A 16,171-nucleotide genomic window follows, 5' to 3' on the forward strand; every position below is an offset into this window, starting at 1 on the left:
TTAAAATTAATTGGACTTAATACCAACACTGCTTCGACCAAAACTCCTTACATCGGCAGTAGGAAAAAATGAGATATTACTTTGCTTAGGCTGGCGATCGTTAAAAGGAATTGATAAACGTGCAAGGGCATTGCCACGCAAGAAAATCCTAACGCTTGTTCTCTCAGGAGCAACGCAGGCATAAAAGCTACTTAAACGTGAAGGATTAACCGTAGGACTCGCAAAATCTGGTGGAATTCTTTGAGTAATGACCCCAGAAGTAGTAGTTGAGGATGCAGGATTACTATTACCTACTCCAACGGATGCATCGTCACAATCAGGATTAGAAGGAGAAGTTACACCAGTAATAGTATTTGCAGCAACGTTTTTACCTACGGGAATGCTGATACCTGCTGAGGCAACAGCAGTTGAACCAGTGCCAGCAGCAGTACTGTTACCACCCTGAGCCGCCGTGTAGGCAGTATCATCCATAAAATCCACTAAAGTCACAAAAGGACTTTGAGTAAAATTATAGTTGTCAAACTGCTGCCATATTTTCGCGAGAGAAGTTAGAGTACCCGCTCCTGCAAAGTCAATGCGGTTAAATCCGGGGTCTGGACTGATGAAGTAATTAGTAGTATCTGTTAGAAAGATATTAGTTGTGCTGGAAGTCGTGCTTGGTGGCACAGGCGGAACGGTGACAGTACTAGAAATTATAAAAGGAGAAGTGGCATTAGGTCGTCTGGTTGTTGCTTTGTCTGTTGGACACTTGCTAGCATCGCTAATAGTTCCACCAGCACCACAAAACCATGTATATCCATCTTTTAGTTCCCACCGCAAAATTCGTGCTGTTTTTGACCAAGTATTACTAACTAGACTTGTATCGTTTTTGAGGTAGTAGGCAACCAAGGAATAAACATATCGGTTACCGCCATAGGGCGTAAGATATGGATTAGTAGCTGTTGATGTGGATTTGCAATTTGTCAGCAATGGTTGAGCGGGTACTACAGGCGAAGTCTGAGCGGCAATATCTATATAAGGCATACAGCCAATAAGCTCCGTTGATGGAGAAACTGAAGGCTTGCTATAGGTTCCTGTAGATAGAGGATCATAGGTATAGCGCTTCCAAAAGACTAAGATGGGAGTACAGGTAGTAGCGGTTTCAGTAGAACGAAAACATTCGTTTTCATTGTTTGTTGTACCCTGTTGAGCATGGGGTAATTGCCGAAAAATACCATCCTTAGCGGTTTTGTTAGCAGCACTTCCAGTTTCATCAGTTCCATAGATACCTTCAGATCCATAAATGTAAATAGCTTCTTGCAGATCATCAGCGATGTAGTTAATGGCAGCTTGGAGTTCCTCTTGAGCATTTGATTTGGCGGTTTCCTTCCGATCGCTATCTAATACACCCACTAAGAAACCTAGTAGCGTTGTTACTAAAGCTGCCGCAATTAAGGAGGCAATTAATAACTCCAGCAAGGTAAAACCAAAGGCTAAACCTTGACGGCGATAGGTTTTGGGCGATCGCCTAAAAACTTGTCTCAATACCTTGGGCATAAGTAATTTAGGTAATCGTAACCCTAGTAGTCGGGAAAACAGATTTTTCATGATCCTGATATCCTCATATAATTAATTCCCAATGCCTTGCTTAATACTCTCGAGATTATTATTAATAGTGGGTAATATCTGAGCTCGCATTGTCACTAATGGACAAAGCCTCGAAGTGGTATTTGCAAAAGCTAGTTTATTTCTTACGCATTCAGGCTCATTCCCAGTTTTTAAAGTTAGCCCATTAGTCAAAGCATCGGAGCGATATACCCTCACGGCAAACCAAAAGCCACGATTATTGAGATCGCTAAAATTAGGATCTGATTGTGTGGGACCACTTCTCATGGGTTGCACAAATAGATCTTGGGGATCGCCTACATTAAAGCCATTACCATTTGTATCCACACAGGCTCCCTTGACTGTGGCAACCCCAAAGACTGCTTGGGTCACCTGAGCGCAACTGGTAGTACTAGCAGAAATATTTGTCGTAATTGGTGGATTGATCGACTCAAAGGTATATTGAAACTGAGCATTGGGAGCACTGGCAACAATGATATTTGGGAAAACCCCTGCATTAATGCCGCCGCCTCTCACTGCGTCGATATATGATCTTGCAGCTTGAGTGGCTTGATCTACTCGCCTAGCATTGATCCTGGCAGAGGTCGAGAGCGCAACCATCGGCGCGATCGCCACGATCACAATGCTCACAACTGCTACACCAACTAATGCTTCTAGTAGCGAAAAGCCAGTATCATCAGCACTCAAATTGCTAGACCTTCTTATCTTAAAGAGATGGGCAAGATAGGTAGATAGAAACATTTGAATCTTTGTTGGTTGATAGTCCATAGCTTTGCAATTTAGATCTAACATAACCCACCATCGTCAAGGTAAAAAGGATAGTAAAAAATGAATAAATTTATGATTTGCTTTACCTTTGGTAAAGCAAATCATAAATTTATTTACTGATAAATAGAGCTAGGAACCGTGTTGCTAGTAGTAGTGCCATCACCACCATAGATAGTCTTTTTACAATCACTACGCAGGTCACCACCACGCAAAGCACGTCTTACATAGTTGGTAGGTTCTGTACCTAAACTTTGCCTCAGGGTGGGATTAATCAACGCAGTGCTAGCATTAGTAGCCGTCGGATCACTTGGTTCCAAAGCACAGAGCAGGGTTGTAATCCAAGGGTCATCAGCATTAACTTCTCGGAAGTATTCATTAGCCCCAGCGATCGGTGACGCAAAGCGCTCTGCAAATAAGTCGGGTTGCTGCGTTAACAAGCCCACATCAAATCCCCACAAACGAATTGGTGGTGAGTAATAGGGAAGACGATTAACAGTTACAGACATATATTGCAGGTTAAATCCACTAACATTGCGACCGTTAGATTGTCCAGACGTAGCTGGAATCGCAGGATTTAAGAATACGGTCAGCGAGTCGGCAACCGCTGATGTGCCGTAGTTAATAGGTGCTGTCGGTGAGTAGGGAGCTGTGGCAAATTTGCTCTTGGTATTTTGAATAAAACCACCAGAAATCTTCAGAGGAACGTCATCCCAGTTTTCTAGTAAGCGGATAAAGTTTGCTAGTCCACCACCTGTTTCACCAGTGGATATAGGAGTGTCGCTAGCACTACCAGAACCATCAACCCAAATCGTGCTTGAAGTCTTATAGGGAACTCCATTTCTAGAAGGTGTCGTACCTGCTACAAAGTAGACATTTACTTCAGTTCTAACGGGGCGAATTGTCCATCGAGCCGTAGAATCATCGATCGCTGGGTTACCATTAATCCCTCCAAAAACTGAGGGAGGAGCAGGCTGAGAAATATCTTCGGAGGCATCAGTGGCTTTAGGTACATTAATCTGCAATACGGGCAGCAGATCAGGCTGATCAACCGAGGTCATCGCCACAAAGAGAGTTTCATTATTGATCTTTGCAGCATCGCCCCATAGACCAAGGAAACGCACGCCTCTAAACGAAGAAAACTTATTTCTTACTTGCATTACCGAAGTATTGTCTTCTGATGGCGTACTGGTAGCATCGCTAGTATTACCGAAGAAGTTGCCAGTCAGAATATTAGGATTACCTTGAGAACCCTCAAAAATAAAACTAGGCTCTGCTGCTAGTGCAAAATCTTGACCGCCTGTGATATTCGTAATCTCAGCAGGACAACCACTAGCAGGGGTGGGTGGTGAACAGTCAACTTCAGGTTGAGGTGGCTTTAATAACGAAACTCCAAACCTAGAAGAATTCCCATTGCTGCCGTTATTGTAAAGAACGTAATAAGTAGTATTCGCGCTTAAGGGAGCGGGAACTGGATTAGTCTTATTAGAAAAAATAAGACGCTGACCGTAAGCTATTCGGGGATCTTTACCATTCCCGGGAACGAGTAGGAACTTACCGCTACTGGTCTTAATATCTAATCGACTTTGAGTGCGCGATGATACCCAGAAGATGTTATTGGGATCGACTCCATCTAAACTAACTTGCAAGCCCTTAAAGTTAATACTTTCTTGGAAATCTCCTCTCAATATAAATACAGGACTAGGGCCACGTCTTAAACTTGTTGCTGTACATGTGCTTTCTGCGGCTGTTGAGTCAGGATTAACACAATTAGCTCTAAAGGTAATCTTGCCTGTCAATTCGCGAGTGCCACCATCAAGGATGCCAATATTATTGAGGTTAAATACGTGGACTCTATTGTCGGCAAAAGTATTAATTGCTCTCAACGATAAATCAATCGTACTAGTATTAGGAGATGTCCCTGTACCTAGATCCCTCGTGCCAGTGCCATCGGCTTTTTTGGTAAAGTCGGGCTGCAATCCTACAAAAGCAGCATTTCCAGGTAAGAGGTTGAGACTTAGTAAGCCACTACCACCTGATAAGGAGACTGTATCCTTTTTTTGACTACCAGTAGCTGTGGTTGTCGTTGTGGCTATCCTACCTACAAAATTACGAATTGCTCGACCGGGAGTTCCATCGCCCTGAGCGCAACTACCACCTGAAATATCAGTTTTACCAAGAACCGATCGCTCGATCGCTTGATACTTTCTGGTTCTGCCCGTACCACCACAAACGACAAAGCTAGTCGCGGGTTCCGTTGTACTCTGTACCCCAAAGCCTGATCCTGCACCTGCTAGAGCGGTATTGTCTGAAGGGTAATGAGGATTGTAAGGAAGGTTGAGATTGAGCAAAGTTGGGACGCTGGCATTCGATTCGCCATCGGCAAAGGCATTGCCAAAGGTATATTTTTTAGAAATACAGCGATCGTCTACCCGACCAGTCGTCAAATCCATACAAGGAGTCGGCGGTAAAATCAACGAACCCTTGCTATTGAGATTGGCTCTCAAGGTTCCTGTATCACCAGCACCAATGAAGGGGAAGCTAAGATTATTAATAAATAAGTTTCTATCACTTTGATGACGAACAGATACAGTCTCTCCTGGGAAGTCATTACTCGAAGCAGATGTGCGATACCATAACGTCCTACTCACCCTAGTTGGTCTAGTTCTTGTCATTTGCTTGGTGGTATCAGCCGCAGGATCATCGGAGTTACTAATTGGTCTGGTGAAGTTACCAGGCAACATCGGAATTTCACCACCTGCGGCAGGACGAGGCGGAATATTGGGGAAGATGTCCGTTCTTTCCGTAGGGGAGTCTAAGCTCTGATTTCCATTAATATCGTCACCCCATACATAACGTCCGCCATTTGTACCTGAGCTTTCTGTGTTAGACGGTGGATTAAATGGACGGAAGAAAATATCACCTGAAGCATGGGGGAAAGGATAAGCCGCAGCAGGAGCCATCATCGAGAAAGGCATTACTGAAGAGGTGGTCTGAAGTTTTGCAAATACTGGAGAGAATAAGGAACCTTCCCCACCGCCTTGTATAGGTGTGGGCGAAGGTGAAGGTGTGGGGGTAGGTGTAGTTGTAGGTGTAGGAGTAGGTGTGGGGGTAGGCGTAGTACAAGGAGAGGTGGCGTTGTCATCGTTATTCGTAAAGTTGAATGATACGAGACAAGCGGTAGTCTGATTGTCAGTACGAATGCGTCCACGACGGATGGAACCGTTAGTTCCACCAGTACCATTATTTCCGGGAGTACCAGCTATATAACTAGCATTAGAGGGTCCTTTAATATTATCCAAGCTCAATCGGAACTCTTCATCTGCGCTTTCAGAAAAACTATCGCGAACAACCAAGACCGAAAGAATTTTTGTGTCAGGGTCACCATTAGTACCAGTAGTATCAGAAGAGCCTTTCCATGAAACTACAGTGCAATATAAGTTATTAGGAGATGTAGGACAGGTAGAATCCTCAGGATCAACGGTTTGGGCGCTAACTGCTCCTACACCTAGTCTTGGGTAGAGAGAACCCCTCGCGATCGCGGTCTGCAATCCATTTTTAGTCGTCAACGTGATGGGATTAGCCCCACCATTGTAAATTCCACTCAAAAAGTCAGAGGGAATTGCCGAAACTGTCTGCGTTCCTGAACCTGTAGAAGTTGGGATAACCTTATTAGCATTAGCTAAATCTGGGGTGGTGTAGAGTTCTATGGTTGAACCCGATAGTTTTTTAATGTAGTAGGTTGTACTTGTCTCTAAGCCTGTAGGTAATGTCCCTGTAGTCGATAAAATTACCGACTCTCCATCACTAAAGCTAGCGGTAGAAGAAGTAGAAGTGAGAACACCACCAGACGTAGAGGTAAAGGTAAATGAGGAGGTTGTACCATCAATACGGGAGAACTCATCACCCACTTTACCTGCAAAAGCACCTGTGTCAGTCCGAGGAGATAGGGTTACTTTTACCCTGACGACATCATTAGTGCCTAGGAGCGCTCTGTTGTTAAGCCTGAGATCAAAGTTAAATCTTCTATACACAGCATTGTTTGTACTGCGATTCCTTTCACCCGCGATCGCTTGACCACTATTATTATCGTTACTGTTAGTAACAAAGCCAGTAGCAGGAATGACAACAGCAGTTGCACCATTGTTATTGCCAGCCCCTGCTCCCGTTGCCACCCAAGCAGTTTCAGGTGTGGGTAAGATATTAGAAGAACTAAGCAGAGTCTCCAAACTACCAAGAGAAGCGACTCCGGGAGATGCCAGACCATTGAAGTCACGACGGCGACCCTCTGCGGTATCATTGTCACCCGTTATTTCAATTGTGACTCCTCTTTCGGGGCAGGGAACTGTACCGAAACTGCTATTAGTATTATTACCTCTATTATCGCTAGTATTCGACAAATCAAAAGGAGTGTTTAAATTGCCAAATACATGGGGATAGGTGAAGCCAGTAGTAGCATCGTTGCCTTGTTCTACACCTAAAGCAATAGGATATACCACAGCAGCAATATTAGAAGTTGGATTAGCGCAACTAGCGGCAAAAATAAGCTGCTGATTACCATCTTTGTAGATATCATCAAATCTCAAGAAGGATAGGCGACGTGCAAATCGAGAATTATCAGGTGAAATATAACGAGGAGCGCCTATAGGAGTAGTACCAGTAAGCCCTGTAGTTAATTCAGGTAAAGTAGTTGTACCAGCACCAGCCTTAACCCAATCCGAGAAAGTACATTCACTCGCAGGAATCTTGCTACAGAGTTCCATCCCATATTCACTAAAGCTAATCCGACGCTGAATTGGTGTTACACCATTCGCATTGTAGCTAGCAAGATTACCATTAACAGGAATCGTACTATTAGTAGCGGCTGGCCAAGTATTAGAGGTAGTACCTGTTTGTCCATCCGAGTTGAGACGGTTGAGCCAAGGACTACTAGTGACAAAGTTATTATTTAAGAAGCCAAAGCGACGGCGCTCCAATACATAACTACTGTCTTTTCTTGGTTCTCGCTTAGTCGCATCAAACAGATCTGGCAAAGTCGGATTAAGCTGAGATTGCCAGTTAATGCTAGTAGAAGTATTAGAGTTATTGCGAATATCATAGTCACCATCGGTGCGATAGCCATCTCTAAAATTAGCAGATAGAACAGTTACCGCATCCGCCAAAACTGTTGTAGGTCGCCATTGATCGCCAGTTACACAACCTGTTGTCTGAGCAGGACGACAGGCAAAATTTCCATCAAGCTTGTCATTAGGTCCATTGTCAGCGTGACGTTTATAGAAATTACTCCATATACCATTAATATCAGCAGTATCTTCTTTGAGAAGTAGTGTAAATTCCTGTTTGGTATGTTTGTTAAATCCAGGGATAGTGGGGTTAGTTTCGTTAGTGGGAGTAGATGTAAAGGCAACACCAGGAGCATATTGCGCTCTAACATATACAGGCAAGTTAGAAACAAGCGTTAAACCCTTCTCTCCTTTAGTTTCTTCTGTCCATTTATAAGCCGTATTAGCGTAATTAGTATCAGAAAAAGCGACAGAACCATCAATTGTATTAGCTTGGGTTGATGTGAGCGTATTTAAAGCACTACGCCATAGTCGGATACCATTAACTAGACGAATGGCACTAGGTTTTCGAGTAGCATCAAGGAGAAAATCTGTAGAGCTAAGGTTTTGAAGAACTTGATCGCTAGTTGAGCAAGGAAAGCCAATAGCAAGCCCAGTATTAGTACTGCTGGAGGAGGTACATACATAAATTTTCTGGTTTGGAGGTGCAAGAGGTGCAGGATCAGGAACTTCAACAATCTGGTTGTAGTAGCTCAGATCGGCTAAAGCATCTTCGCGGGTTGCATAAACAATGCTGCTGTAGGGCAGTAGATAATCAGTAGCAATACCGGGATTATTGCCGCCCTTAATCTGAGAGCCGCGCAGACGATCCATATCAATGTCCGTAGCACGAATTTCAAGAGGCTGGCGTTGCTCTAGCTCTAGATCATAGATGTCACCTCGATTTTTAGTGACGACGGGTAAACCATTAGTAGCAGCAGTTGTACCCCGCGTATTGTTGCCAACACCAGCTTCAAATAAAGACTCATTGCGATTAAGGGATTTAACTTCTCTACCATCAAGGAAAGCACTCTCTCTAAAAGCTCCGTGAGGGATTTGTGCCGAGGTTACGCCTGTAACAGTAACACCTGCGGGGGTAGCTACGGTGATGGTTGCAGAGGTAGAAGAACTATTGGCAACATTGATAGTTCCATCAAGGATTTGCAAGGCACACAGGTTGGAATCGAGGGTAGACTGTTGAGGTAAGGTTAGATTGGCGTTGGGGGTAGCACTAAGTTTAATTAATACATTACGGAGAGACTCATTGGCAAATCTACCATTGGGGAACATGAGATTGGCTTGGTAGAGAAGCCTATTTTCATAAGTAGCACTACTCCTAGGGTTTCTCGCAGTGTCATCAGAGATAGTGAATAGCCCTGTAGATGTACTATATTTACCTGAAAAATTAGAAGTAGTCAGATTCTTAGCAGTTAAGCCAACTTGATACACAATCCCGTTATTAGATCGCCCACCTGCGGCAGTGTTCCAAGGTAAGGTGTATGTTGTATTATCTGGTTTTGTGAAAGTGGTTGAATTCTTGGCTGTGGCGGGAGTTGATGGGTCGTAATAGCTACTTACACAGGCGATCGGGACTTGGTAATCAGTAGGGGTTGTAATCGCGTTGTAAGCATCGTATTTGTAGTGATAAATTGCCGAGGCTCGCATTTGCAGGTCGCCTTTGCGAGTGTCGAGCGAGTTGCCACTAGTCATGGGCATGGAGTCTTGCCAGACGATATAGTTGCGCGAAGCTTTACCGCGATCGTCACTGGTATTGTCACTTGGTGCGGCAAAGTTTGTCTCATCGATAGAAGTAATGGGATTATCAATGGGTTCTCCATTCCACAGAGGCGCACTTGATTCATCAAAACCAGTAGTGGAGATATTGTCAGAAATACCTGTGCGGAAGTTAGGCAAGAATGTATCGGCTGAGCGGCGGCTGTAAATACCAGCATTGGTGACGACACGTAAACCTCCCGACCTAGGCGAAAGTGTAGAAACGTTAGCGCCTGCGGTAAAAGGATCGGCGGCGGAAGTAGAATAGGCAGCAGCAGCAATTTCCCAGAATCCACCGCGATCAGTAACGCCTAAATTACTCAATGGCGTAGATTGACTGAAACGATACCGTTCAACTGTACTCGGATTAGCAGGAGTAGTTTTATCGTTCCAAAATACTAAAGCTGAAGGGTCAGTGGAAATTCGATTTCGCGATGTTCCACTAACAAATTCTAATCGGTTATTGCTGGCATTAAATCTCAACCATTTCGCGGGAAAACTATTACCAACCAGTACGCGATCTCCTAAGAGAATTTCATTATCAGTTGCAACAATATCAGGATCGACTGCCGATAGATTTAAGGTTCTATTGGTAGATGAACCAGTAGTTAAGAGAGTGATGCCATTTACGCTGGTAGTCGTACTGCCGACATTAGTAGTAATAGTATCTTTAAGCCCCCCTTTGCCATCAAACCCTGCTCCTGTAGTCAGGCTAAAACTTCCTACTGATTTCCCAAAGTTATCATTATCATAGTTTGGCAAAGTCCATTCGACAATTGGGGATAAGTCGGAGGGTTGACCAGGGACTGGAATTGGCGTAAGTAAGGTTGTAGGTAGGCTCGGATTGGCTCCAAAAGCAACATCACGGAATGAGACCTTACGAACTCTTTCGCCAAAGTAGGCAGTAAAGGCAGCCCGTCTAGCAGTATTGACCTCTGCTTGAGAGAGAGCTTCTTCTTGAATCCGCTTGACAAGATCCTGTTGAACAGACAGAGGATCACTGTTACTGGAGGGACTGTAGGCAAGATTACTGGTGTTAAAAGTTGCGGTAATTGTGCTCGGAATCGTGACCGTACTACGGGCGATCGCAGCCTCAACAAGTACGCCAATGCGACGGTTATATTCAAAATCATTGAGGGCTAAATCAGAACTCTTATTCTTAGCCACGGTACTATCAACACTTACCGTAGAGTTAGCCCGAATCGCCGAATCGGTGATGAGTTTTGTCCCGCCCGTGACTGTATCAGGTGGAGAACCTGCACCTTGGAACAAATGTACTTTGACAACGGCTGCGGTTAGATTACTTGCATTAGACAAATTATTCAGATCAAAGGAGTCAGAGTCTTCTGAGAGCAAACTTGTGTTATCAGCAACTGCATCGCCTTCTACAACATTACCAGCAACTACAATTTCACTATTCTTTTTTAAGTAATAACAAGAACCAAACAATCGAGAGTCGGAGGTCTTTCCAGGAGGAGAATCTATAGATCCCCCCGAGCTACTAACTTGATAGAAAGTTATCGGGCTACCAATATTTAGAGATCTATTCTTTCCTGCCCCAACCATTAAGTTACCAGCACTATAGACCCTACCATTGAGTCGAAAAGTGGCAATGTTTACCAGTTCTGTATCTCCTTCAAAAAATACAGCATTGTTGTTTTGAGGAGAACGAGCACGGTCTTGTTGTAACTCAATCGCACTAATAGAAGTTACACCTTTGTATAGTTCATATTTGTCTAATTGGTTATTACTAGCATTGGTCGGATAGCTAGCGGTATCTGTAATAGGGACAGTTACGGCATAGACAAAAAATGCTTTCTTTAAACGATTATCACTAGATAGAGTCCATCCACCATCCCCCGCAATATTCGAGACACCTCCAGTAGATACACATGCTCCCGAAAGCGTCGTTTCATCCATCGGTAGAGTACGAGATTCAATGGGCACAATCGGGCGATCAAGGATAGATGGAGGGCGTGCACGGAAGAGAATACTATAAATGCCATAGGAATCAAATAGACCATTATTATCTGTATCTACTGGAAACTTCCAAGCACTCGACACATATTCTCTATTTTCGATTTTAGAGTCACTGGTATTAATTTTATTATCAGGCTTTGAAGTGGTAGAAGTAGGATCGCGAAAATCGTAAACAATTTGTAAACGAGTCTCATCAGGGAAAGTATATTTACCAGTATCGTTGGTGATAACGCTGTCTAAGGTAATTTCAGGTGGTGTGGCGCGACCTAATTTACCGTCATTTAATAATGCATCAATTTTGGAACGGGCGCGATCGACTACGGGAGTTGCGGCGCTTCTAAAGACCTGCTCTACACGAGCATTTGCCGCAGTTTTAGCCCTCTCTGAGGATCTGGCTACGGTTGTCACTACGAGCAAGGTGACCACGAGAGTCACTAAGGTAACGGTTGGTAGTACAAAGCCTGCTGCTTTGCCGATCGCTTTGCGTTGCCCCCGTGAAGCTCCTAATAATTGCCGTACAAAACGCCGACTAATGCGAATAGGACTACCGATCGCATTTAGCCATTTTCTTAACTTGGCGATAAATTCGGCAAAAAAGCGATTAATTTTACGGCTTTGCTTGGAATCAGACATAACTTTTACCAACCTGACTGCAATATACTACCCAAGACAGACCCAAAATTAACGACAAAATTAAGGAATTTAATTTTATAGCCGTCGCCATAACTAAATTAGGGGATGTGGCGCTTCGTGCTGCATCCCCTAATTTAGTAGCTAGAACAATTCAGTGGGGCGGGTGACGAGGTACAGGATGGCTCTCACTGCTAGCCCGATCGCTAAACTGCTAAATGCAACTATGCCCAAAAGTCCCCAGATCGTTTTTTTTGGTAGGTCAGTGTAGAGAAGTTGCTTACCCACTAAGGTAATTGACCCTGCGATCGCGCCAATGGCAGCATAGGTTAGCCAGCTAGAAGGGGGTTGCAAAACTAGGAAAGAGACGATGGCGGTAAAAGTAATAGTAATTAGGGTGGCAATAATTTCGAGAATACTGAGTTTTTTGTCGGTTTCAGGCTCGTAGCGTACATCCTGAAAACCTATTACATATATTATTAAACAGGCGATCGCAGTAATGATACTCGCCGTAAGCTGAGCTTTCCAATAGACAATAGCAATGGCGGCGATCGCGGCTAACAAGCCGCCCAAACTCGCAGGGATCGCCACAGCCGCACCTACGGCTAAGCCAAAGATTAGCCCTGAGTTAAGGTAATTGCCATAGCGTAGTAATGAGCATAAATACGCACCTAACCACCCATAGGCGATCGCAATCCCAGTAAGGGAGATGAGCAACCGATAGCCAAGCTCTAATTTGCCAATTTTGAGCGCCATAAATTACCACCGAGTACATTACATAAGTAATTAAAGCTTAAAAAAAGCACGCCTAGGGCGTGCTTTTTTTAAGCTTTAATACCAACCTGTCCTGATTCTAAAATCGGGTACACCCAATGGGGTCGCATCAACATGACTGTATCAATTACATGGATAATGCCATTGTCTGCTTCAATGTCGGCGGCAATAACCGTGGCATTATTAGCTTCAAAGGCTTCATCGGAAATATCCAGATCGATTTGCGAACCTTCTAGAGAAGTTAAAGATTTTACTCCAATTAAATCTTCTCTTTTATATTTTCCCGCTACGACATGGTAAGTGAGAATGCGAGAGAGTTGGGGAATATTCTGAACTAGGGTGGTAATTGTGCCAGCAGGGAGTTTCGCGAAGGCAGGATCATTGGGCGCAAAGACGGTAAAAGGACCAGGGCTTTGCAAGGCTTCTACCAGACTTGCCGCAGTTACGGCTGTAACTAAGGTAGAGAATCCTTCGTTATTAACAGCAATATCAACAATTGTAGGCATAGAATTTTTTAGGGAATTAAATAATTTTTTATGAATAAGAATATATGAACAAGGGGCTTAAGCCCCTTGTTCATATATTCGGTAATCTAACGATAATCTTGGCTTTGAATCATGGCGAGTTTAGCAGCCTTGTCCATGCCATATTTGGGATTGCAGAAACGATTTAGCTGACCCTCGAAATAGTGACGATTTGCTAACAGATGCTTCGGATTAGGATCATCTAAGGGATAGAGCAGAGCAGCACGTCCTGCCTGAATTACTGCCGAGGTGACGTTATACATCGATCGCTGAAAACTGACGGCTAATTGAATCAACATGTCATCTTCGCCACGACAGAATTGCTTGTAATAGTCGATCAAGTATTGCGGCAAGAAATGGTACATATCTTGATGCAGTAAAGTTGGCGGAATCCCTGCGGAACCAACGGGGAATTTGTCCGCATATAAAATCCCGAAGTGGAAATCATTTTGATCAGTGGGAACTTCATGGGCTTGAGCATTGTAGGACTTTGTACCACGGAAGGGAGATGTGCGATAAAAGACCGCTTCGACATAGGGAAAAGCGGCTTCGTATAGCCAAGTAAAGCCCTTAGATTTCGGCACAATATCCAACCATTCGCCGCCAATATTGACACGATGATAAATTGGACGACCCGCGATCGCAAAGATCCCATTTACTAAGAAGTCCATAGCATCGGGTACACCCTTAAAGCCGCCTTCATCATAAATATCAGACATTTCAAAGAAGACAGGAGCCATGACTTCCCAAAATAGTCCTAATACGGAAGTCATGGTCGATTGACGACACTGCTCTAAAAACATCTCAGGAAAAAGCTTATAAAGTCCCAACATCACGGGATTATTTTTGAAGAAAGCTTTGATGGCGCGATCGGCATTTTGGCGATATTCTTCAGAGTCCATGTAAGGCTCCAGTTCGCCGCCCATGCCACGATGCCAAAGCATTGCACGCATACATTCTTCGGCAAATTCCATGTTAATGCGATCGTGATAGAGATGATGGAAAATTTTAGGAATTTTCGCCTTTAATTCTCCCTTATCCATAAACTCTAGGAGTTCCTTATGGGCGGTGGCATAGCCTCTCCAGATACGAAGATCGGCTTCATCACCTGCATAGTGATTGGGGACATCCCAATATTCTTGAGTAGGGAAGTACTTAAAAGCAGGGAGAGGTTCTAAAAATACTTGCTCGGCTATGTATAGCAGATCCCGCCAGTAGAAGTCCATCGGCACTGCATAGGCTTTGTAAAGTCCGATAATCTGCATCAAGTTTTCGGGCGTATCAGGTAGCATGGAGCCACCAGCTTCTAGGCGATGGATTACATCTGCATAGGGATGCGTGGAGGGCGGCAATTTGGTCGCAGGTTCGATTAAGGTCGATGGCATAGTTTGTTTCTCTTGTTTTTATTATTATTTTTGTTTTTATAGAATTATGGAAAAGTCTCTGAGATAAAGGGGCTTAAGCCCCTTGTTTACTCAGGTTCTCGACTAAAGGCTAGAGAAACTTTTTCGTAGTTCAAGGATTGGAGATTTTGCTTAGCTAAAACGGTTTCAGCAGGAATGCGATCGGCGATTTGGATAGATGCTTTTTCACTCCATTTAATTAACCAGACGGGCTGAACTCCTAAAAAGACAATTAGGGCAGTTAAAACTAGCGCTGGCAACTGTTCCCAACCACTGACTTTGGGATAGTAGGCTGTGTTGTTGTCTAACTTGCCGAAACATGTCCGATTAAGCAGAATTACAAAGTAAACAGCCGTTAGTCCTGTCCCAATAATCGAAAGGATTGTGGGAATTGGGAATTTGGTAAAACTGCCTTGGAAAACTAGAAATTCTGCGATGAAGCCCACGAGTCCGGGAATACCTGCGCTTGCCATTCCACCAAGGATCAAGAGAGCCGCCGTAGTTGGTAAGCCCCGCAAAGGATTAAGTAAGCCATTCAAGACATCGAGATCTCTTGTGCCAACCTTTTCTTCGATCACACCTACTAAATAGAATAGGAGCGCAAGCACAAGCCCGTGACTGACCATTTGACCGATGCCTCCAACGAGGCTTAAGGGTGTAGCCGCCGCCGCCGCTAGCAAAATATAGCTCATATGTCCAATGGAGCTATAGGCGACCATGCGCTTGATGTCCTTTTGGGCGATCGCGGTCATTGATCCGTAAAGTACGCCAAGTCCCGCCCAAATTGCCACATAGGGAGAGATCAGTGTCCATGCATCGGGAAACAGTCCCACACAGAAGCGGAAAAGTCCATAGGTTCCTAGCTTCGCGACAATCCCGCCGAGCATCATCACTGTAGGGGTAGTGGATTCGACATAGGCATCGGGCAACCAAGTATGGAAAGGCACAAAGGGCGCTTTAATCGTGAAGCCAAGGAGTAAAACCAACAATAGAGTCAGTTGGACTTCTATAGGCAAAGAAATTTCACGAAGGGCGGAGTAGTCAAATACAGGAGTGGGATTTGCGGTCAGCCAGCCTAAAGCAAGGAAGCCAACTAAGATTAAAATCCCCGAAATCGCGGTAAAGATGAGGAATTTCATCGCCGCATAACTGCGTTGCGCTCCTCCCCAAACTGCAATTACCAAATAGAGGGGAATTAGTTCTAATTCGTAAAAAAGGACAAATAAGAGGGTATTAGTGGAGAGAATTGCGCCACTGATACCTGCATGGATGAGCAGCATTAAGACATCGAAGAGTTGCTTGCGTTCAGTAATCTGTTTTTCACAAAAACAAATTACTAACCAAGTGATCAAGCCATTGAGAACCACTAGAGGTAGGGATAGACCATCTACCCCAAGGCTATAGTTCAAACCAAGGTTTTCTAGCCAAGGTAAATTTTCGGATAATTGAAATGCGGAATTGCCGATGTCAAATTGACGCAACAGCAGAAAATCAAGAATCAGGATTGCTGACGTAACGATCGCTGATCCTTTGTTTGCGAGAGTTTTTGGTAGCAAGGCGATCGCCAAAGCTCCAATAACGGGCAACCAGATTAAGGCACTAAGCATAGGTATAT

General features: G+C 44.1%; 7 protein-coding genes. All 7 read right to left on the reverse strand.

The features are described from left to right. Window positions 1–6: 6 nt before the first annotated feature. The 7 genes from H6F42_RS11335 to H6F42_RS11365 all read right to left on the reverse strand — a co-directional run bounded on the left by H6F42_RS11335 (window position 7) and on the right by H6F42_RS11365 (window position 16,163). The gene (locus tag H6F42_RS11335; protein WP_190399455.1) at window positions 7–1,587 is read right to left on the reverse strand and encodes a hypothetical protein; all 1,581 of its coding nucleotides are present in this window, start codon (window positions 1,585–1,587) and stop codon (window positions 7–9) included. Window positions 1,588–1,608: 21 nt separating this feature from the next. Further along, window positions 1,609–2,373: a hypothetical protein gene (locus H6F42_RS11340; protein WP_190399456.1), complete on the reverse strand. Its 765-nt coding sequence runs from the start codon at window positions 2,371–2,373 to the stop codon at window positions 1,609–1,611. Window positions 2,374–2,486: 113 nt separating this feature from the next. Then, window positions 2,487–11,858 carry a hormogonium polysaccharide biosynthesis protein HpsA gene (hpsA, locus tag H6F42_RS11345; RefSeq protein WP_190399457.1) on the reverse strand — a complete coding sequence of 3,124 codons (9,372 nt, stop codon included), beginning with the start codon at window positions 11,856–11,858 and terminating at the stop codon, window positions 2,487–2,489. 141 nt (window positions 11,859–11,999) lie between these two features. Continuing rightward, the gene (locus tag H6F42_RS11350) at window positions 12,000–12,611 is read right to left on the reverse strand and encodes a hypothetical protein (RefSeq protein WP_190399458.1); all 612 of its coding nucleotides are present in this window, start codon (window positions 12,609–12,611) and stop codon (window positions 12,000–12,002) included. Between the two features lie 68 nt (window positions 12,612–12,679). Continuing rightward, the gene (locus tag H6F42_RS11355; RefSeq protein ID WP_190399459.1) at window positions 12,680–13,135 is read right to left on the reverse strand and encodes a fasciclin domain-containing protein; all 456 of its coding nucleotides are present in this window, start codon (window positions 13,133–13,135) and stop codon (window positions 12,680–12,682) included. An 86-nt stretch (window positions 13,136–13,221) separates the two neighbouring features. Next, window positions 13,222–14,538: a CO2 hydration protein gene (locus H6F42_RS11360; protein ID WP_190399460.1), complete on the reverse strand. Its 1,317-nt coding sequence runs from the start codon at window positions 14,536–14,538 to the stop codon at window positions 13,222–13,224. An 86-nt stretch (window positions 14,539–14,624) separates the two neighbouring features. Continuing rightward, window positions 14,625–16,163, reverse strand: coding sequence for an NADH-quinone oxidoreductase subunit M (locus tag H6F42_RS11365; RefSeq protein ID WP_190399461.1), 1,539 nt, complete (start codon window positions 16,161–16,163; stop codon window positions 14,625–14,627). Window positions 16,164–16,171: the final 8 nt, after the last annotated feature.

It is taken from the genome of Pseudanabaena sp. FACHB-1998, from assembly GCF_014696355.1.
Lineage (GTDB): Bacteria > Cyanobacteriota > Cyanobacteriia > Pseudanabaenales > Pseudanabaenaceae > Pseudanabaena.